The sequence below is a fragment of the Pseudomonas sp. LSJ-87 genome (assembly GCF_032971465.1).
In the GTDB taxonomy this organism is placed as follows: domain Bacteria; phylum Pseudomonadota; class Gammaproteobacteria; order Pseudomonadales; family Pseudomonadaceae; genus Aquipseudomonas; species Aquipseudomonas putida_Z.
Map to the genome: position 1 here is coordinate 150,584 of NZ_JAWJYQ010000006.1, position 18,764 is coordinate 169,347.

At 65.7% G+C, this 18,764-nt stretch carries 17 protein-coding genes; 5 read left to right on the top strand and 12 right to left on the bottom strand.

Translation table 11 applies throughout. From position 1 onward, the window contains the following. Positions 1-214: 214 nt before the first annotated feature. Together RYH74_RS07140 and RYH74_RS07145 are read right to left on the bottom strand one after the other, a co-directional pair. Positions 215-631 carry a RidA family protein gene (locus tag RYH74_RS07140; protein WP_025338851.1) on the bottom strand — a complete coding sequence of 139 codons (417 nt, stop codon included), beginning with the start codon at positions 629-631 and terminating at the stop codon, positions 215-217. Continuing rightward, a complete protein-coding gene (locus RYH74_RS07145; protein WP_025338852.1) occupies positions 631-1,950 on the bottom strand; it encodes a flavin-containing monooxygenase in 1,320 nt (439 codons plus the stop codon). The genes RYH74_RS07140 and RYH74_RS07145 overlap by 1 nt, the downstream gene beginning before the upstream one ends. A 304-nt stretch (positions 1,951-2,254) precedes the next feature. Between RYH74_RS07145 and RYH74_RS07150 the strand changes: the two genes are divergently transcribed. Then, positions 2,255-2,932: a DUF1028 domain-containing protein gene (locus RYH74_RS07150; RefSeq protein WP_317409149.1), complete on the top strand. Its 678-nt coding sequence runs from the start codon at positions 2,255-2,257 to the stop codon at positions 2,930-2,932. Further along, positions 2,925-4,085, top strand: a complete 1,161-nt coding sequence (gene argE / locus RYH74_RS07155) for an acetylornithine deacetylase (protein ID WP_317409150.1) — start codon at positions 2,925-2,927, stop codon at positions 4,083-4,085. Before RYH74_RS07150 ends, argE begins: the two co-directional genes overlap by 8 nt. Positions 4,086-4,207: 122 nt before the next feature. Here argE and RYH74_RS07160 read toward each other — a convergent pair whose 3' ends face one another. The 3 genes from RYH74_RS07160 to RYH74_RS07170 all read right to left on the bottom strand — a co-directional run bounded on the left by RYH74_RS07160 (position 4,208) and on the right by RYH74_RS07170 (position 8,579). Continuing rightward, positions 4,208-5,476 (bottom strand): carbohydrate porin, encoded by a 1,269-nt coding sequence (locus RYH74_RS07160; RefSeq protein ID WP_317409151.1) that lies wholly within the window; start codon positions 5,474-5,476, stop codon positions 4,208-4,210. A gap of 128 nt (positions 5,477-5,604) precedes the next feature. Next, positions 5,605-8,022: a glucose/quinate/shikimate family membrane-bound PQQ-dependent dehydrogenase gene (locus tag RYH74_RS07165; protein ID WP_317409152.1), complete on the bottom strand. Its 2,418-nt coding sequence runs from the start codon at positions 8,020-8,022 to the stop codon at positions 5,605-5,607. 206 nt (positions 8,023-8,228) lie between these two features. Next, positions 8,229-8,579 carry a cupin gene (locus RYH74_RS07170; RefSeq protein WP_289515432.1) on the bottom strand — a complete coding sequence of 117 codons (351 nt, stop codon included), beginning with the start codon at positions 8,577-8,579 and terminating at the stop codon, positions 8,229-8,231. A gap of 118 nt (positions 8,580-8,697) precedes the next feature. Between RYH74_RS07170 and RYH74_RS07175 the strand changes: the two genes are divergently transcribed. Beyond that, positions 8,698-9,603: a LysR family transcriptional regulator gene (locus tag RYH74_RS07175; protein ID WP_286919350.1), complete on the top strand. Its 906-nt coding sequence runs from the start codon at positions 8,698-8,700 to the stop codon at positions 9,601-9,603. Positions 9,604-9,708: 105 nt separating this feature from the next. Further along, a complete protein-coding gene (locus RYH74_RS07180) occupies positions 9,709-10,908 on the top strand; it encodes an MFS transporter (RefSeq protein WP_317409153.1) in 1,200 nt (399 codons plus the stop codon). A gap of 162 nt (positions 10,909-11,070) precedes the next feature. Here RYH74_RS07180 and RYH74_RS07185 read toward each other — a convergent pair whose 3' ends face one another. Further along, positions 11,071-11,682, bottom strand: coding sequence for a LysE family translocator (locus tag RYH74_RS07185; protein WP_075045011.1), 612 nt, complete (start codon positions 11,680-11,682; stop codon positions 11,071-11,073). A 106-nt stretch (positions 11,683-11,788) separates the two neighbouring features. On the opposite strand from RYH74_RS07185, the gene RYH74_RS07190 reads away from it, so the two are divergent. Further along, positions 11,789-12,760 (top strand): GlxA family transcriptional regulator, encoded by a 972-nt coding sequence (locus RYH74_RS07190; RefSeq protein ID WP_317409154.1) that lies wholly within the window; start codon positions 11,789-11,791, stop codon positions 12,758-12,760. Between the two features lie 146 nt (positions 12,761-12,906). Here the strand turns inward: RYH74_RS07190 and RYH74_RS07195 are convergent, their stop codons facing one another. The 6 genes from RYH74_RS07195 to RYH74_RS07220 form a co-directional block, all read right to left on the bottom strand. Then, positions 12,907-13,758: a CAP domain-containing protein gene (locus RYH74_RS07195; RefSeq protein ID WP_025338862.1), complete on the bottom strand. Its 852-nt coding sequence runs from the start codon at positions 13,756-13,758 to the stop codon at positions 12,907-12,909. Between the two features lie 220 nt (positions 13,759-13,978). Next, positions 13,979-14,590, bottom strand: coding sequence for a cell wall hydrolase (locus tag RYH74_RS07200; RefSeq protein ID WP_317409155.1), 612 nt, complete (start codon positions 14,588-14,590; stop codon positions 13,979-13,981). 35 nt (positions 14,591-14,625) lie between these two features. Then, a complete protein-coding gene (locus RYH74_RS07205; RefSeq protein WP_317409156.1) occupies positions 14,626-15,543 on the bottom strand; it encodes an AEC family transporter in 918 nt (305 codons plus the stop codon). Positions 15,544-15,779: 236 nt separating this feature from the next. Then, complete coding sequence (locus RYH74_RS07210) at positions 15,780-16,643, bottom strand: LysR family transcriptional regulator (protein ID WP_317409157.1); 864 nt, start codon at positions 16,641-16,643, stop codon at positions 15,780-15,782. A gap of 157 nt (positions 16,644-16,800) precedes the next feature. After that, positions 16,801-17,649, bottom strand: coding sequence for an ABC transporter permease (locus RYH74_RS07215; protein ID WP_317409158.1), 849 nt, complete (start codon positions 17,647-17,649; stop codon positions 16,801-16,803). Further along, complete coding sequence (locus tag RYH74_RS07220; protein WP_317409159.1) at positions 17,646-18,662, bottom strand: ABC transporter substrate-binding protein; 1,017 nt, start codon at positions 18,660-18,662, stop codon at positions 17,646-17,648. The genes RYH74_RS07215 and RYH74_RS07220 overlap by 4 nt, the downstream gene beginning before the upstream one ends. Positions 18,663-18,764 lie beyond the last annotated feature (102 nt).

The window sequence follows — 18,764 nt, forward strand, 5'->3', positions numbered from 1 at the left end:
CTTGGTTCTGCGGCCACCGCAGGGCCTACCTGCTGTCGGCGACAGTGGGTTTCTAGCCCATTTCAAAAGCTGGCGCGCTCCCTGTAGGAGCGGCCTTGTGTCGCGAAAGGGCCGCAACGCGGCCCCAGGATTGATGCGCAACAGCTGAAATTGCTGGGGCTGCTTTGCAGCCCTTTCGCGACACAAGGCCGCTCCTACAGGTTGAACCGATCGGTCAGACCGAATCAGGCACCACAGCGATCACATCGATCTCCATCAGCCACTCGGCCTGGGCCAACCCAGCCACCACCAGCCCGGTGGAAATCGGGAACACACCCTTGAGCCACTTGCCTACCTCCTTGTACACCGGCTCGCGGAAGCGCGGGTCGGTGATGTAGGTGGTGGTCTTGACGATGTGCGACAGGTCCGAGCCGGCTTCTTCGAGCAGTTGCTTGACGTTCTTCATCGCCTGCTCGGCCTGCGCCCGTGGGTCACCCAGGCCCACCAGGTTGCCTTCGAAGTCGGTGCCGACCTGGCCGCGCACGTAGATGGTGTTGCCGGCGCGTACCGCCTGGCACAGGTCGTTGTCCAAGGTCTGGTTGGGGTAGGTGACCTTGGTGTTGAACATGCGGATGCGAGTATGGGTAGGCATCAGTGGGCTCCGAGGGTGCTGACGTTGCTGATCTTGGGTTGCTGCTGCTCATCCGCTGCGCGTTGTTCGCGGTCGCGGTAGGCGGTATAGGTGCGTTGCGTGGCGATGTGGCCGGCGACGTGCTTGGCGTCGTGCCACACGCCCCAGATGAACGACGAGCCACGGCGCGACAGCCACGGCAGGCCAAGGAAGTACACACCCGGCTCGCGGGCCACGCCGCGTTGGTGCTGGGGTTTGCCGTTGGCGTCGAAGGTGTCTACCTGCAGCCAGCTGAAGTCGACACCGTAACCAGTGGCCCAGATGATGCTGGTAACGCCGGCCTTGGCCAGGTCCAGTTGCTGCAGCGGGTTGCGCATGCACTCCGGGTCGGCCAGGCGTTTGCGGGCTTCGGGCTCTTCCGGCAGGTCCAGGCCGTTGCGTTCGATGTAGGCATCGGCGGCATCCAGCAGGGCCAGATAGTTTTCGTCGCCGCGGTTGATGTTCTCGACCAGGTTGTCCTGGAAGCGCGCCACGCCGTTCTCGAACGACTGGGTCAGGCCGACCAGGGTCATGCCCTGGTGGGCGAGGGCGCGGAAGTCCACGGTGTGGCCGCCACGGGCGCCACTGACGGCAATGGTCACGTGCTCGCGGCCAGGCTTGGCGATTTCCGCATCCCACTCACCCAGCACACCCAGCCACCAGCAGAAGTCGCGGTTGCGGTAAGCGCGTGGCGGGCGATCGTGGGCGCCGACCGAGAGGTACACCTGGCGCCCGGCACGCATCAGTTCTTCGGCGATCTGCACGCCCGAGGAACCGGCGCCGACCACCAGCACAGCGCCTTCTGGCAACTGCTCGGGGTTGTAGTAGGCAGCGGAGTGGATCTGGTGCAGGTTGCTGTCTTTCGGCGCGATGGCCGGGATCACCGGTTTCTGGAACGGGCCAGTGGCGGCGACCACGCGGTTGGCGCGAATCACGCCTTCATTGGTTTCGATGGTAAAACCGGGGCGGTCGCTGTTGCGCAGCACTTTCTTCACTTCGATGCCGGTGCGTACGGGCAGGTTGTACTTGCGTACGTACTGCTCGAAGTAGTCGGCCACCTGGTCCTTGCCGGCGAAGGCGTCGGCGTCGAGGTTGAATTCCAGCCCCGGGAAGCGGTCGTGCCAGACCGGGCCGTTGGCCACCAGCGAGTCCCAGCGGCCGGTGCGCCAGGCCTCGGCGATACGCTTGCGCTCCAGCACCAGGTGCGGCACGCCAAGCTTGCTCAGGTGTTCGCTCATGGCCACGCCGGCCTGGCCGGCGCCGACGACGAGGGTGTCGATTTCGAGGTTGTTCAGTGTCATGTCCGAGCCCTTGTTCAGGCGGTTTTTGTCAGGTCGGTTTGGAGGACCGCCGTTGCCTGGGGCCAGACTAGGGATGCCGTGGAAATGGCGAAAATAGTATTTAGCTGGGGCTTGCCGATAAAACGGCGAAGGCCTTGATTCCTGCCGCCTGCAGCGGTTCCCGCAGCAGCTTTGCCGGGGTTTTTCCGGAACGTTTCGTGGTCATAGTTTTTTCCTCTGCAAACCCTCGGAAAAAGGTCGTTTCGCCGGCCGAAAGGTTCCACCCAGAATGCCGTGTATCGCACAGCACAACAGGAACCATGACATGACTTTTTCCATCATCGGTCGTTGCCAGGAAACCGGCCAGGTCGGTATCGCCATCAGCTCTTCGAGCATCGCCGTGGGCGCCCGCTGCCCGTGGGTGCGTGCCGGTGTGGGTGCGGTCGTCACCCAGAACATCACCTTGCCGGCGCTGGGCCCGCAGATTCTCGATGCCCTGGAACAGGGCCAGTTGCCGCCTGCCGCTGCGCTGGACCGGGTGCTGAGCGCCAATGGCTGGAGCGAGTACCGCCAGCTCACGGTGATCGACAGCCATGGCCAGGTGGCGCTGTTCACTGGCAAGGAAGCCCTGGGCACACACCACGCCGTGGCCGGTGAGCAATGTGCGGCGGCAGGCAACCTGTTGGCCTCGACCCAGGTGATCGAGGCGATGGTGCAGGCCTTTGAACAAGCCGGCGGGCATCTGGCCGACCGCCTGCTGGCGGCCATGCACGCAGCGATGGCCGCAGGCGGCGAGGCGGGGCCTGTGCACTCGGCGGCGTTGAAGATTGCCGGCGAGCTGACCTGGCCGCTGGTAGACCTGCGCGTGGACTGGGCCGAGGCCGACCCGATCGGTGTGCTCGATGGCCTGTGGCAGGCGTATCGGCCGCAGATGCAGGACTACGTCACCCGCGCCCTCAACCCGACTGCCGCGCCAAGCTACGGGGTGCCGGGCGATGAGTGAATTTGCCAGTCGCGCGCTGCTGGCCAGGCTGATCGGCTTTGCCACCGTCAGCCGGGATTCCAACCTCGAACTGATCAGCTTCATCCGCGACTACCTGGCCGAGCTGGGGGTGGAAAGCGAACTGTTCCATAACCCGGAAGGCACCAAGGCCAACCTGTTCGCCACCATCGGCCCCCGGGACGTTGGCGGCGTGGTGCTGTCCGGGCATACCGATGTGGTGCCGGTGGACGGCCAGGCCTGGGCAGTCGAGCCGTTTGCCCTGAGTGAGCGCGACGGGCGCCTGTATGGGCGCGGCACGGCCGACATGAAGGGCTTCATCGCTTCGATGCTGGCGGCTGTACCGGCGTTTCTCGCCCAGCCGTTGCGCATGCCGGTGCACCTGGCGTTCTCCTACGACGAGGAAGTCGGCTGCCTGGGGGTGCGCTCGATGCTGGCCGCGCTGGAGCAGCGCCCGCACAAGCCACGGCTGTGCCTGATTGGCGAACCCACCGAACTCAAGCCGGTGCTGGGGCACAAGGGCAAGCTGGCGATGCGTTGCCAGGTGCATGGCGCGGCCTGCCACTCGGCGTATGCGCCGTATGGGGTGAATGCCATCGAGTATGCGGCGAAGCTGATTGGCAAACTGGGTGATATCGGTGATGCCCTGGCGTTGCCGGAGTATCACGACGAGCGCTTCGACCCTCCGTTCTCCACTGTGCAGACTGGTGTGATCAAAGGGGGCAGGGCGCTGAACATCGTGCCGGCGGAATGCGAATTCGATTTCGAAGTACGGGCCTTGCCGGGGTTCGAGGCGCAGGCAGTGGCCGACCAGTTGCAAACCTATGCCGAGGCCGAATTGCTGCCGCGCATGCGCAAGGTCAATGCCGCCAGCGCCATTCGCCTGCAGCCGTTGAGTGCGTATCCAGGGCTGGCCACGCCAGCGGATAGCGAGGCGGCTCGCCTGGTGGGGTTGCTTAGTGGTTCGGATGAGTTCGGAACGGTGGCGTTTGGTACCGAAGGAGGGCTGTTCGACCAGGCGGGCATCCCGACTGTGGTATGTGGGCCTGGGAGCATGGACCAGGGGCACAAGCCGGATGAGTTCGTCAGCGTCGAGCAGTTGCGGGGGTGTGATGCCATGTTGCTGAGGCTGGTGGATTACCTCAGGCAGGGTTGATTGCGCTGGCTTCTTCGCGGGCACGCCCGCTCCCACAGGATCTCGTCAGTCTCAAGGGCTGTGCAGTACCTGTGGGAGCGGGCGTGCCCGCGAAGGGCTGCAAAGCAGCCCCAATCAAGGTTTCAGAAGGTAGCCTTGACCTGCAGGCCAACCACTAGCGCGTTGTCGATGTCCTTCCCGGAGAACGCGCCCGGCTCGATGATGTACTGCACATCCGGGCGCAGGTTCAGCCACGGCGTGGCCTGGTAGCCATAGCTCAGCTCGACCAGCTGCTCGGCGCTGTCGATATCGGGGAACTGCTGCCCGGCATCGAACGCGGCATCTTCCAGCACGTCGCGGCTACGCGGGTTGGGCACGGCACGGCCATAACCCAGCGCCACGGTATCCTTCGGGCGGCCTGCGAACGGCTTGTACAGCACCACGCCGGCGCCATACCACTTGGTGAACGGCGAGGCAGCCTTGCTCGACGCCGAGTACTGGCCGAAGGCATGCAGGCTGCGGCCCGCCAAGCCCTGGTCGTTCCACACGGCCTGGTCGACCAGCAGATAGTGGCCGCCGCGGCCGGACACTTCCTCGTCGCTGCCGATGCGCTTCACATCGGAGCTGTCGTAGTAGTAGCCCAGTTTGTACTCGCCAGGCAGCTCGCCCTGCAGCTTGTACACCAGCTCTACCGGTACCACGGTGCCGGTGGTGTGCTTGGGGCCCAGGTGCCAGGCGCGGCTGGAGTTGCCGTTGCTTTCCGGGTCGACGTTGAACGCCGCCACACGCAGCTGCCAGGACGGCGACAGGTCGTACTTCACCCGCACGCCCAGGTGGGCATTGGGGTAATTGGTCCAGCCACTGCCGCCAGACATGTTAAGCGGGTGGCCGCAGAAGCCGGCGTTCATGAAGTTGCACAGGATGCCACTGTCCAGGCCGCCGAGGTCGTTGCCCATGGCCATGTAGCCGAGCTTGACGTTGAGTGCCGGGGTGAACAGGGTGCGCTCGTAGCTCAGTTCGGTCAGGCGGGTGTACAGGCCGCCGAAGTTTTCCTGGATCGGCAGGCGGTTGCCCACCAGGTCTTCCGAGGCGCTGTTGCCGCGGCGGTCGTTGATGGTCAGCTGGACCTTGCCGCCGTTGTCCAGGCCATACAGTTTCGACAGGTCGAACTGCACGCCCAGTTTCAGGTTTTGCGAGTAGCGCGCCGAGCGGTGCAGGCCACCGTGGGCGTTGTAGGCGGTTTCGCCGCTGTAGTCGCCGGTGAACTTGACGCCGTCTTCTTCCAGCTGGTGACGCAGGCCGCCCCAGTCACCGGTCAGGGTGCTGCGGGTCATCAGGTCGCCGTCGGCCAGGGCGGTGCTGCTGGCCAGGGCCAGCAGCAGGGTGGGGGTGATGCGAATTGCGGATGGCATTGCTGAATCTCGGGTTGTCTTCTAAGGCCTCTTCGCGGGTGAACCCGCTCCCACAGGATTTTCACTGCCCTTGCAAACTGTGCAGTTCCTGTGGGAGCGGGTTTACCAGCGAAGGGGGCGACGCGGTGTTACGGCAAGGCGTAAGAAATCACGTAGTCGCCACGGTCAGTCGACTGGCGCGCGCCGCCAGCCGTGATCACCACGTACTGCTTGCCGGTCTTCGGCGAGACGTAGGTCATCGGGCCGCCCTGGCTGCCCACTGGCAGGCGAGCCTTCCAGATTTCGTTGCCGTTGCTGCTGTCGTAGGCGCGCAGGTAGAAGTCCTGGGTGCCGGCGATGAACACCAGGCCACCCTGGGTCGACAGGGTGCCGCCCAGGGTCGGCAGGCCGATCTTGATCGGCAGGTGCATGCGGATGCCAAGCGGGCCGGTGTCCTCGACGGTACCCACCGGTACCTGCCACGCCACCTGGCGGGTCTTCATGTCGATGGCGGTCAGGGTGCCGAATGGCGGCGCCTGGCACGGGATGCCGGCCACCGACAGGAAGCGGTTCTTGTTCACCGCATACGGGGTGCCCTTGAGCGGTACTGCGCCCATGCCGGTGTTCAGCGCTTCGCCACCGGAAGCGGCGCCGCCCTTGTTCTGCGACGGGATCATCTGGATCCACAGGCCCAGGCGCATGTCGTTGACGAAGATGAAACCATGTACCGGGTCGGTGGAAATGCTGCCCCAGTTCATGCCACCCAGCGAACCCGGGAAGCTCAGCGACAGGTCGGTGCCCGGCGCGGTGTACAGGCCGTCGTAGCGCATTTTCTTGAAGTCGATGCGGCACAGCAGCTGGTCGTACGGGGTTGCGCCCCACATGTCCGATTCGGTCAGGGTCTGCGCGCCGATCTGTGGCATGCCCACTGACTTCGGCTGGGTTGGCGAGTACGGCTCGTTGGGGATGTTGCTTGGCTTGACCGGTACTTCGTCGACCTGGGTCAGCGGCTTGCCGGTGGCGCGGTCGAGCACGTAGATCTGCCCGGCCTTGGTGCCGATTACCACTGCAGGCACCGACTGGCCGTCGTCCTTGGTGAAATCGATCAGGCTCGGCTGCATCGGCAGGTCGAAGTCCCACAGGTCGTTGTGCACGGTCTGGAACACCCACTTCTGGTTGCCGGTGGTGGCGTCCAGGGCCAGTACCGAAGCGCCATAGGTGTGGTCCAGCTTGCTGCGTTCGACACCGTAGATGTCGGTGGACGACGAGCCCATCGGCAGGAACACGGTATTCATCGCCGGGTCGTAGGACATCGGGGCCCAGCTGTTGGGGGTGCTGCGCACATAGGTGCTGTCGCCCTGCGGCGCCTGGCGATCTTCCGGGTTGCCGGGGTCGAAGGCCCAGCGCATTTCACCCGTGATCACGTCGAAACCACGGATCACGCCGCCTGGCATGTCGGTCTGGACGTTGTCGGCGACGCGGCCGCCGACCACCACAGTGGTACCGGCCATCAGTGGGGCCGAGGACAGCTGGTAGTAGGAGTCCGGCACATCGCCCAGGCCGGCCTTGAGGTCGACCTGGCCGTTGTTGCCGAAGCCCTGGCAGAACTCGCCGGTGTCGGCGTCGACGGCAATCAGGCGGCCATCGATGGTGTTGGTCAGCAGGCGACGCTGGCAGTTGGCACCGGCCGGTACGCTGGCTGCGGTGATTGGCGAGCTGTTCGGCTGGGTCGGCTGGGCGATGGCGGCAGTGGCGTCGAAGTAGGCCATGCCACGGCAACGCTGCCAGACCTTGGACTGGGCGTTGATCGCGTTCTTCCACAGCTCCTTGCCGGTGTCGGCATCGAGGGCGATCAGGTTGTTGTGCGGGGTGCAGATGAACACCTTGTTGCCGACCTGCAGCGGGGTCAGCTGGTCTTCGGCACCGTTGCCGTCGCTGAGCGCCACGTCACCGGTGTGGTAGGTCCAGGCTACCTTCAGCTTGTTGACGTTGTCGCGGTTGATCTGGTCCAGCGCGGCGAAGCGGCTGCCGCCTTCGGTGTTGCCGTAGTGGGCCCAGTCCTTCTGCGCCTTGTCGGCCTCGACCGGGGTCATGCCCGGGCCTTTGCCGGTGGGGGCGACGCTTGGGTGGGCGACGAACATGTTGCCGGCGGCGATCACCAGCAGCACGGCCATCACCCCGGCAACGCCATAGGCACCGCGGCCGGCGCTGGTGCCATTGGCACGGGCCAGCAGCGGGTAGACCAGCGCCACCACCATGCCGATTGCGCCGAACATGAACAGGCGCGAGAACAGCGGCCAGAACACCAGGCCAGCGTCGATCAGCGCCCAGATGGCAGTGCCGACCAGGAACGCCGCGTACAGCCAGGCGCCAGCCGGTTTGCGACGAGCGATGAGGACGCCGGCGATGGCCATGGCCAGGCCGCCGATCAGGAAGTACCAGGAACCGCCCAGGCCGGCCAGCTTGACGCCGCCCGCAGCCAGGAGGAGGCCGAGCAGGGCGATGATCACGCCCAGGCCGACCAGGATGATGTTTGTGGCGCCAGAGACGCGCGGTGTTTCTTTCATGCCAGGGATCTCAGCAGGTGGAATGCGCGCAGTGTAATCTCTTAGCTTGCTAATTAACAAGTTGGTACATAATTTTGTGGGGCGGATTGTCGCAGGGCTGAACTCTGCAAGGTGTGGCTAAAAGTCTAGATCATGCGTTTAAAATTGCAGTAAACAGGGTGTTCATGTCGGTTGGGTAACCCACGTTCGAGTTTCGATTACCGGATTCACGCCGGCCAAGGAGTGCCGCTGCTGTAAAACACCGCGAGCCAGATGGTGGCGGTGCCGGGGGCGGTCCACTCCACGCGGTGGCGGTAATGCGGCGGGATATCCAGGCAATCGCCCGGCGCCAGCAGGCGGGTGTGGTTCTCGTGCTCGAAGCGCAGGCCGGCGGCGCCACTGAGCAGCACGATCCATTCGCCTTCGGCCTGGTCGTACCAGAAACCGGGCGGGCTGGCCTGGCCGCTGGAGACGATACGTTCCACGCGCACGCCCGGGCGGCTGAGCAGTTGGTCGACCCATTCGGCGCTGGTGGGGTCGCAAGGGGGCAGGGCAGTCAGCAGGTTGGTCGGGATCATGGAAAACCTCGTTTGGAAGGGGGGTGGTTCCACTATGGACGCAATTGCCGTGCGCCGCGCTTCTTGACCGGCCCGGCTGTTTGTAAGAACTTTCCGGGATTTGGAAGACGGGCAACAAATGGACAAACTCCTGGCGATGAAGATGTTCGTGGCCACCGTCGATGCCCAGGGCTTTTCTGCCGCCGCACGCCGGCTCGGGCTGGCGACATCGTCGGTGACGCGCCTGGTCGATGCCCTGGAAGCGGCGTTGGGCACCACCTTGCTCAACCGCTCCACCCGCCAGGTCAGCCTGACCGAGGCCGGCGCCCGTTATTACGAGCGCGCGCGGGGTATTTTCGAGGCCCTGGACGAGGCCGATGCCAGTGTCGCCGACCGGGGCGAGGAGCCTGTCGGTGTGCTGCGCCTGTGCTTGCCGGTGGAGTTCGGCAGGCGGGTCATTGCCCCGCACCTGGGGCCGTTTTTGGCGCAACATCCGGCTCTGGAGCTGGACATCGACCTCAGCGACCGCCTGGATGACCTGCTTGACGGGCGCTATGACCTGTCGATCCGCCTGGGCGACCCCTCGCCCAATGACGAGCTGGTATGCCGCCAGCTGGGTCGCTTCCAGCGTTGGCTGGTGGCCAGCCCGGGCTACCTGGCCGGGCATGACGCGCTGGAGCATCCGCGGCAGCTGCTCGAGCACGCTTGCCTGCGCTTTCGCTACGGGCAGAAAGGGCGCCCCTGGCGCCTGTCCCGTGGGCAGGACAGTCTGGAACTGGATGTGAGCGGGCCGTTGCGCAGTGCCAATGCCGACATGTTGCGCGAAACCGCACTGGCGGGCAGCGGTATCGCGCTGTTGGCCGACTGGCTGGTACGTGAGGATGTGGCGGCCGGGCGACTGCAACGGCTGTTCCCCGATTGGCAGGCCAGCCCCGGCGCGGCCAATGACAGCATCAACGCCCTGTACCTGCCCAACCATCGTGGTTCGCGGCGGGTGAATGCCTTTATCGACTTTTGCGAAAATTTGCTGCAGCGCAGCACCTAGTGTTGCGCAGTGCGCAAAGCCCTGTTGCGCCAGCGCTGGATTCTCGCCAGGAGTGCGTCTGGGTAAGGTGGCCGGCATATTCCAGCCATTGCCGAGGACACTCGCATGAATCCCTCCCTTGCCGCCGCGCAGCCTGCAGTCACCGGCCTCAGCCGGGCCCTGGTCGCCCTGCTGGCGTTCTGCTGCGGCGCGATCGTCGCCAATATCTACTATGCCCAACCCATCGTCGGCCTGATCGCCCCGGACCTGGGGCTGTCCACCGAGCATGCCAGCCTGATCGTTTCGCTCACGCAACTGGGCTATGCGTTGGGCCTGCTGTTGCTGGTACCGCTGGCCGACCTGTTGGAAAACCGCCGCTTGATGGTGGCGACCGCCGTGCTGGCCTGCGTCAGCCTGCTGCTGGCGGGCACCAGCAGCAGCGGCCAGGGCCAGCTGTTCCTCGGCTATGCACTGCTGATCGGTTTCAGTTCCGTGGCGGTGCAGATGCTCATCCCGCTGGCGGCGCACCTGGCGCCGGAGCAGCAGCGTGGGCGGGTGGTCGGCAACATCATGGGTGGCCTGCTACTGGGTATCCTGCTGGCGCGGCCGTTGTCCAGCCTGGTGGCCGACTACTTCGGCTGGCGTGTGGTGTTCATAGGCGCTGCCGGGGTGATGCTGGCGATCATCCTGCTGCTGGCCCTGACCTTGCCGCGGCGGGTGCCCGAGCACAAGGCCAGCTATGCCGGGCTGATGCTGTCGCTGCTCACGCTGCTGCGCCGTTATCCCTTGCTGCGCCAGCGCTCGCTGTACCAGGCGTTGATGTTCGCAGCGTTCAGCCTTTACTGGACGGCGGTGCCGATGGCTCTGGCAACCGAGCATGGCCTGTCGCAGAGCCAGATCGCGGTATTCGCCCTGGTGGGCGCGGTGGGCGCCGTTGCCGCACCCATGGCCGGCCGCCTGGCCGATGCCGGGCATGCCCGGGCCGGTTCGCTGTTGGCGTTGTTGCTGGCGCCGGCGGCACTGTTGCTGGGGCTGACCGTGCCGGGCTACAGCGTGATCGGCCTGGGCCTGACCGGCGTGCTGCTGGATTTTGCGGTGCAGATGAACATGGTCATCGGCCAGCGCGAAGTGTACGCACTGGACCCGGCCAGCCGCGGGCGGCTGAACGCGGTGTACATGACCAGCATCTTCCTCGGTGGGGCGCTGGGTTCGGCGGTGGCCAGTGCGGTGTTCAGCCAGTTTGGCTGGCAGGGTGTGGCGCTGGTGGGGGCGGGGTTGCCGGGTGTGGCCTTGCTCATCTTCCTGGCCAAAGCGCGCCGGGGTTAAATGCGAGCGCGGTCACCTGTGGGAGCGGCCTTGTGTCGCGAAAGGGCCGCAAAGCGGCCCCGGCAATTCTGAAGTGATGCGTAGATCGTGGGGGCGCTTCGCACCCCTTTCGCGACGCAAGGCCGCTCCCACAAAAAGAACGGCACACGCCTGTATCAGACGCTACCGCCCAAGCGGCAACGCCACACCAATCAAGGCAAACAGGCTGCCGCAGCAGCGATTGAAGCCCTTGCCGCCCTTGGCCAGCCATGGCCGGATACGAAACGCCAGGCGTGCCAACAGGTATTCGACCAGGAACTCGACGCTGGCAAAGGTTGCCGCCATCACCACGAACTGCAGCAGCAACCCGCGCTGCGGGTCGATGAACTGCGGCAGGAAAGCGCCGTAGAACAGCAGCACCTTGGGGTTGGCCATGGCCGACAGCAGGCCCTGGCGGAACAGGCCGGCATTGCCCAGCCGCGCGCTTTGCGCGGTCAGTTCCAGGTGCAGACCCGGGCTGCGCCACAGCTGGATACCCAGCCAGATCAGATAGGCGCCACCCACCCACTTGAGCACGCTCAGCACCGAGGCCGAGGCCTGCAGCAATGCGCTGAGGCCAAACATGGCCAAGGCGATCAGGGCGCTGAAGCCAAACACCCCGCCGACGATGGTGAACAACGTCCGGCGTGCGCCATACAGGGCGCCGTGGGTCAGGGCCAGCAGGCTGTTGGGGCCCGGGGTCAGCGACAGGCCGATGCTGGCCAGCAGGTAGATGAGCCAGGTGTCGAGTGCCATGGTGGGGAATGCCTTGTTGATGTGGAGGGCGTCAGTCTATGGCGCCGACCTTGGCCGGCAAGGGTATGATTCGGACATTGAATGGTCGTTTCTGGACGCGATGCCAATGCTGCCCGATATCCGCTTGCTGATCTTGCCGTTACCGGATTTTGCCCTGCTGCCGTTCGGCGCCTTTCTCGACAAGTTGCGTTTCAGCGCCGACGACGAGGACTACAGCCAGCAGCGCTACTGCAGCTGGACCGTGGCAGGGCTGACCCTCGACCCGGTGCCGTCGAGCAGCGGCGCGGTGGTGCAGGTCGAGGCCGTCGCTGGCCAGCTCGAGCTGGCCAGTTTCGACTACCTGGTGGTGTTCGGCGGGCGCAACGCCATGGCCACTGCCGCGCTGGCGCCTCGCTACCGGGCCTTGCTCAGGCAGGCTGGCAAGGCTGGCGTCAAGCTGGTGGGGGTCGACAACGGTGCTTTCCTGTTGGCCGCCTGCGGGTTGCTGCAGGGGCACAAGGTAGTGGTGCATTGGCGCCACGAAGCCGAATTTCGTGCGGCCTTCCCGCATTTGCAGGTGCTGAGTGAGCAGCTGTATTGCATCGACGGTAGCCGCATCACCTGCGCCGGCGGCACCGCGGCCATGGACCTGGCCGTCGCCCTGTTGTCACGCGCCTGCGGGCGGGCCCGGGCGCTCAAGGGCCTGGCCGACATGCTGGTGGATGAAACCCGCGATAGCCGCCATGCCTTGCGCTCGCTGGAGCTGGGGGCGGGGCAGGGGCGGCAGGTACAGCGCGCGCAGGCGTTGATGCGTCATCACCTGGGTACGCCGTTGACCGCGGAGCAGCTGGCGGCGGAGCTGGGCATCAGCCGGCGCCAGCTGGACCGGCAGTTTCACGCCAGCCACGGCATGAGCGCCAAGGCCTGGTGGCTGGAGATGCGCCTGCAACAGGCGCGCTGGCGCTTGCTCAATTCCAGCCACAGCCTGGCGCAGATTGCCGAAGAAGTGGGCCTGGGCGATGCCAGTTACCTGGGCAAGTGCGTGCGGCGACGGTTTGGTTGCACGGCCCTGGAACTGCGCTGTCACGTAGAGAACTGAATTCACAAGCGGTCCACGTACCCTGTGGGAGCGGGTTTACCCGCGAAGAAGCCACCGCGGTGCATGGCACCGGCTGCGCCGGTGTTTGCGGCTAAAGCCGCTCCCACAGGGTCCCTGCTATTTCAATGAGTCCTGTGAGAGCCGGCCTACTGCGGCGTCCCGAACAACCCTGTCCAGTAAATCCCCGCGTCACTCTTCGGGTCCACTGCATACGCAGCGCCCAGCTCGCGGAAGTCCGGGTTCATCAGCGTCGCGCAATGCCCCGGGCTATCCAGCCAGCCATCGACCACCTTGCGCGCGGTATCCCGCCCGGCGGCGATGTTTTCGCCGATCTGCTGGTACAGGTAGCCGGCCAGCTCTGCCCGGTCACCGGGGGTGCGGCCATCCTTGTCGATGTGGTCGAAGAAGTTCTGGTTGGCCATGGCCCGGGTGTGGTTGGCGGCAACCCCGGCCAGCACCGTGCTCCAGCTCAGCGCGGGGGCGGCGGCGAAGGGCTGGCCACCGCATTGGCGCGGCACCTTGCGCGCGGCGTTGATCTCCTGCAGCACCTTCTGCCCCTCGGCCTGCCAGTCGCCCAGGCGGCCACTGAGCAGCGGCCGGGCCAGCACGATGCGCCAGTCGCGGCCTTCCTGGCTGACGCCGATATCGACGAACTGCGGGTCGAGCACCACCTGGCAGAAGCTCTCTTCGATGGCGTGCATGGCAGCGCGCGCATCACGCGGCCCCGACAGGCTGATGGCCTGCACGTTGACCATCGGGTAGGCGGCGCGGGTCATGGCCTGCTGCAGGTCGCGGGTACCCTCTGGCGACAGCGCCAGGCGGGTATCGCTGTTGAGCGGCGGCAGCTCCAACGACGCTTCGCCACCGCAGGGCTGGGCCTTGCTGCGGTAGACATTGATCGAATCGATCAGTTGCGCCTCTTCGCCGGTGGCAGCCAGTGCCCCGGCCGAGACGACCAGGCCCAGCGACAAGGCGGCAACGGATGACAGGACGCGCATGTGGATCTCCCTATGACTGGCAGCGTCGTGGTTTGCGCTGCTCATCCTACACAAGCCCGGGGCTTTTGGCCCGGGATCGTGCAAAGCAATGAAAACGCCGGCATTCGTTGCTGGCGGCAAAAGAGGGAGTAGACCACTGATCATCGGAAAAGTGCGAACAGTTGGTAATCATTCTTATCGAACCACAGCTGTCGGCCCGTTTGCCGGTGCCCGGCGGGTATCAGCGCGCCACCGCCTGGTTCGGTTTGTAGAACAGAAAATGCCGGGTCTGCGCCGTCCGGCGGTAGGCTTTGGCCCAGTCCGGGCGCACATTGCGGTCATGGAAGTACAAGGCCCCCCCGGTGCGGTCTTTCAACTGCTGGTTGAGCGCCTTGCGCGCGATTTCCTTGGCAATGCCGTAGCGTTGCGCTTCTTCGACCTGGTCCGGGCGCCCGTCGCACCACCAGGAGAACTGGCAGGCCTTGCTTTCTACACCCTGCTTGACCACGCCGCAGATGGTATCCGGGAAGCCATCGTGGCCCAGGCGGTTGAGCACGACGTTGGCCACGGCGGCCATGTCTTCGGCGTCGGCACCCTTGGCCTCCCAGTAGATGGTGCGGGCCAGGCAGGTGATGCTGTCATCCAGCGGCGCCTGGCCGGCCGGGTCCACTGCCTGCGCTTCGCCCGGTGTGAGGGTCTCGGCCTTTTCCGGGGGTGGTGTGTCATTCACCACTTTTTCCTCGAGCACCTCGGCCTTGTCCTCGGCGACGGCAGCCTTGGCCGGGTCGGCCGCGTGCAAGGGGCCTGCGAGCAGGGCCGAAACCAGGCCGATCACCATCCACGAAAGGCGCATGATGCAAGCTCCCGAACTGTGGGCTGGTTCACAGTCTAGCCAAGCGCGAGCATCAGCACCAAAGGCAGGGTGGCGGCGGCCAACACGGTCTGCAGGGCGATGATGGTGGCCATCAGCGGTGCGTTACCGCCCATTTGCCGGGCCATCACATAGGAGGATGACGCGGTCGGCAGTGCCTGGAACAGCACCGCCACCACCGCTGCCTGGCCACCCAGGCCAAGCAGGCGGCACAAGCCCCAGGTGGTCAGCGGCATGACCAGGAACTTGAATGCCGACGCCGCCATCAGCGGGCGCACCTGATGGCCCAGGCGGGCACCACCCAGGGCTGCGCCGACGCACAGCAGGCCCAGCGGCAGGGCGGCCTGGCCCAGGGCCTTGACCGTGGGTTCGATACCCGCTGGCAAGCCCAGCCCGCTGGCGCGCAGCAGCAACCCGCCGGCGCAACCGACGATCAAGGGGTTGGCGAAGATGGCCCGCAGCACCGTGGCCGGTGAGCTATGGCGGGCGCTGAAGCGGGCGAACACCAGCACGCAAAGCAGGTTCACCAGTGGCACGATGGCGGCGTTGGCCACCGCCGCCAGGGCGATGCCGGCGCTGCCGTAGATACCCGCTGCAAGGGTGGCGCCGATGTAGTTGTTGAAGCGGATGCCGCCCTGGAACACCGAGGTGAAGTCGGCACCGTCGTGGTTCATTGCGCCCTGGTACAGCACCAGCAGCACGGCCCCGGCCAGAGTCGAGAGCATCAGCACGCCGACCATGCCCAGCACCGGCACGCCATCGAGGTTGGCGGTGGCCAGGCCATGGAGGAACAGCGACGGCAACAGTACGTAATAGCTCAGGCGCTCGGCGCCGGGCCAGAAGCTATCGGCGAGGAAGCCGCGCAGGCGCAGGAAAGTGCCTAGGGCAATCAGCAGGATGATCGGCAGCAGCGTAGTCAGCAGCAGATGGAGCATGATCGACGTTCCGTGGTCGGGTACGGGGCACAGACTACTGGTGCGGATCGATCTGTAAAAACGTTGTTTTCTTTACTGACTGTTGAGAAAAAATGCATGGTTGCTCTGGGGGCGCTGTGCGCCCCTTTCGCGACACAAGGCCGCTCCCACAGGTTTGCCACTGCCTTCAAATGCAACGCGTTCGCTGTGGGAGCGGCCTTGTGTCGCGAAAGGGCCGCGCAGCGGCCCCGGCAATCTCAAGCCTCCAGCGCAGTCTTCAGCACCGCACTCAAATGCCGCCGCTGGCTTTTCTCATGCTCCAGCAACACCACCCGCCGGGTCAGCTGCGGGTCGCCAAACGGCAGGCAGGTGGCCGGTGGCAAGCGTTGCAGGTCGTCATCGGCCATGGGGATGATTGCCACGCCCAGGCCCATCACCGCCATGCGCGCCAGCGCTTCCTGGCTGTCCAGCTCCATCTGCTCGCTCACCTGCAGATGCTGGCGGCGCAGCTCCTGCTCGATCTGCCGCCCGGCCCAGGCTCGCTTGTCGAAGCGCAGGAACGGCTGGCTGGCCAGTAACTGCGGCACGCTTAGCCCGGCCAGGTCGGGGCTGGCGATGGCCCAGAAGCGGTCTTCGAACAACGGTGTGAAGTCCAGGCTTTGCGGGTAGGGGCTGACCGGCTCGGTGGTGATCGCCGCATCGAGTTCGCCGTCTTCCACCCGCCGTGCCAGTTCGGCCGACATGCCGGAGGCCACGCTGACATGCAGCTGCGGATGGTGCGCCTTGATCCACACCAGCGCCTTGGGCAGGCGCCGCGCCAGCACCGTGTGGATCGCCCCCAGGCGCAGGCGGCCGCGCAGGCTCGGGCCGCTGGCCAGGGCGTCGGCCAGTTCGTCATAGCTAGCCAGGATGGTCTCGGCGCGGGCCACCGCCAACTGGCCGGCTTCGGTCAGCGACACCTGCCTGCGGCTGCGGTCGAACAAGGTCACCTGCAGTTCGTCTTCGAGGGTCTTGATGTGCAGGCTTACCGCCGAAGGGGTGAGGCTGAGCAGGTCGGCGGCACGGGCGAAGGTGCCGTGGCGGGCGATGGCCACCAGGGTGCGCAAGGCTTTGAGGGACATGCGGGTGAGGTCCGGTTTCAAGCTGACAGAGCTGCATTGTCAGGCCCGGCCCTATCGCCGGCAAGCCAGCTCCCACAGGTACTCCACCGGCAGTGGCCATTGCGGCACCCTGTGGGAGCTGGCTTGCCGGCGATAGGGCCGGGGCAGGCAGCACTGCTCAACGCCCACCACGCCCATAAGCCTGGCTGATCCGGTCGATCACCATGGCCAGGGCGACGATCGCCAGCCCGGCCTCGACGCCTTGGCCGACATTCAGGGTCTGGATCCCCGACAGCACGTCCTCGCCCAGCCCGCGGGCGCCAATCATCGAAGCCACCACCACCATCGACAGGGCCATCATCACCGACTGGTTGAGCCCGGCCATGATGCTCGGCAGCGCCAGCGGCAGGGCGATGCGCCGCAGCCGCTGCCAGCGGCTGGCCCCCAGGCCATGGGCGGCTTGCAGCAGCGAAGGGTCGATCTGGCTCAGGCCCAGTTCGGTCAGCCGCACCAGCGGTGGCAGGGCATAGATCAGCGTGGCGAACACGGCGGGCACCTTGCCCAGGCCGAACAGCATCAGCACCGGGATCAGGTAAACAAAGGCCGGCAAGGTCTGCATCACATCCAGTACCGGCAACAGCAACCGCTTCGCCAGCGGCCGGGCAGCCAGCAGGATGCCCAGCGGCACGCCCACCAGCACGCAGAGGCCGGTACTGACCAGCACCAACGCCATGGTCTGCAGCAGTTTGTCCCACAACCCGAGCATGCCGATCAGGGCCAGCAGCGCCACCAGTAGCGCGCTGCGCAGTACGCTGCGGCTGGCATGCCAGGCGAGCAGGCCGATCAGCAACAGCAACAGCCACCACGGCAGCAGGCGCAGCAGGGTTTCCAGGCCGACCAGCAGTTGCAGCAACTGGTCCGAGACGCTGCGCAGGTGATCGCCGTAATGCAGCACCAGCCAGTCGACCAGCCGGTTTACGCTGTCGGCAAAGGAGAATTGCAGGGCTTCGGGGAAGCCGCCGCTCACAGGCTGCCCTCGACCTTGCTGGCAATGTCCGCAGGCAACCAGGCTTTCCACACCTCGCGGTTATCGCGCAGGAAGGTGAGGGCAGCGTCGCGGGGCGGCGTGCGCTTTTCACTCATGTCGGCCAGTGCCTTGTTCAGTCGGTCGATGGGCAGGTCGACCCGCTCGAACACGCTCACCAGCTCCGGGTAGCCCTCGCGAAAGGCCTTGGATACGCCAACCGACAACTTGGCCGGCAGCGAGCTGCTGCCCTTGGGCTCGGGGTTGCCGGCATCGGTGAGGGTGGCCCAGGCCTGGGCATCGAACGGCGGCTCTTGCAGGCGTATGAGCTTGTAACGCCCCATCAAAGGGGTCGGGTTCCAGTAGTAGAACAGCACCGGCTGGCCACGGCGGATGGCCGAGCCGATTTCGGCATCCATTGCAGCCCCGGAGCCACTGCGGAAGTTGGTATAGAGATCATTCAGCCCGTAGGCCTTGAGTTTCTGGCTGTTGACGGTTTCGGATGTCCAGCCGCTGGGGCTATTCAGAAAACGCCCTTTGCCGGGTGACTCGGGGTCGCGGAACACCTGCGGGTAACGCTTCAGGTCCTCGACGCTGCGCAATTGCGGCGCCACGGGTTTCAGCTTGCGTGCCGCATCGCCCTCGATCACGTAGGCCGGCACCCACCAGCCTTCTTCGGCGTTCTTGACCGTGTCGCCCAAGGCGAACACCTGGCCGGCCTGTTCTGCCTTGACCCAGGCAGGGCTGCGCCCGGCCCATTCCTCGGCGATTACCTGCAGGTCGTTGCGTGCGAGCGCCACTTCCATGCTGACGGTGCTGCCGGGCAGGGTGTCGGTGGTGTAGCCGTAGCCACGCTCCACGATCAGCCGCAGGATCTCGGTGGTGAGGGCACCGCTTTCCCAGCCGATGGCACCAAAGCGGATGGGCGTGGTGCGTTCTGCGGAGGCGGCGCTGTCGGTGCTGGCCAGGCCTACGGCGAGCAGCAGGCCGGCCAGCAACGTCGGAATCTTTTTCATGGGGCCTCTTGGAGTGGCGCTACTGAGTTGCCGCAAGTGTAGACGACCGGCTCCAGGCCCGGCAGGAAGGCCGCTGCACGCGATTGGCAGCGGCCTGCAAGT

Excerpts from the sequence above, each read along its gene's own strand:
- RYH74_RS07140 (WP_025338851.1), bottom strand. The coding sequence starts at position 631 with ATGCCTACCCATACTCGCATCCGCATGTTCAACACCAAGGTCACCTAC.
- RYH74_RS07145 (WP_025338852.1), bottom strand. The coding sequence starts at position 1,950 with ATGACACTGAACAACCTCGAAATCGACACCCTCGTCGTCGGCGCCGGC.
- RYH74_RS07150 (WP_317409149.1), top strand. The coding sequence starts at position 2,255 with ATGACTTTTTCCATCATCGGTCGTTGCCAGGAAACCGGCCAGGTCGGT.
- argE (WP_317409150.1), top strand. The coding sequence starts at position 2,925 with ATGAGTGAATTTGCCAGTCGCGCGCTGCTGGCCAGGCTGATCGGCTTT.
- RYH74_RS07160 (WP_317409151.1), bottom strand. The coding sequence starts at position 5,476 with ATGCCATCCGCAATTCGCATCACCCCCACCCTGCTGCTGGCCCTGGCC.
- RYH74_RS07165 (WP_317409152.1), bottom strand. The coding sequence starts at position 8,022 with ATGAAAGAAACACCGCGCGTCTCTGGCGCCACAAACATCATCCTGGTC.
- RYH74_RS07170 (WP_289515432.1), bottom strand. The coding sequence starts at position 8,579 with ATGATCCCGACCAACCTGCTGACTGCCCTGCCCCCTTGCGACCCCACC.
- RYH74_RS07175 (WP_286919350.1), top strand. The coding sequence starts at position 8,698 with ATGGACAAACTCCTGGCGATGAAGATGTTCGTGGCCACCGTCGATGCC.
- RYH74_RS07180 (WP_317409153.1), top strand. The coding sequence starts at position 9,709 with ATGAATCCCTCCCTTGCCGCCGCGCAGCCTGCAGTCACCGGCCTCAGC.
- RYH74_RS07185 (WP_075045011.1), bottom strand. The coding sequence starts at position 11,682 with ATGGCACTCGACACCTGGCTCATCTACCTGCTGGCCAGCATCGGCCTG.
- RYH74_RS07190 (WP_317409154.1), top strand. The coding sequence starts at position 11,789 with ATGCTGCCCGATATCCGCTTGCTGATCTTGCCGTTACCGGATTTTGCC.
- RYH74_RS07195 (WP_025338862.1), bottom strand. The coding sequence starts at position 13,758 with ATGCGCGTCCTGTCATCCGTTGCCGCCTTGTCGCTGGGCCTGGTCGTC.
- RYH74_RS07200 (WP_317409155.1), bottom strand. The coding sequence starts at position 14,590 with ATGCGCCTTTCGTGGATGGTGATCGGCCTGGTTTCGGCCCTGCTCGCA.
- RYH74_RS07205 (WP_317409156.1), bottom strand. The coding sequence starts at position 15,543 with ATGCTCCATCTGCTGCTGACTACGCTGCTGCCGATCATCCTGCTGATT.
- RYH74_RS07210 (WP_317409157.1), bottom strand. The coding sequence starts at position 16,643 with ATGTCCCTCAAAGCCTTGCGCACCCTGGTGGCCATCGCCCGCCACGGC.
- RYH74_RS07220 (WP_317409159.1), bottom strand. The coding sequence starts at position 18,662 with ATGAAAAAGATTCCGACGTTGCTGGCCGGCCTGCTGCTCGCCGTAGGC.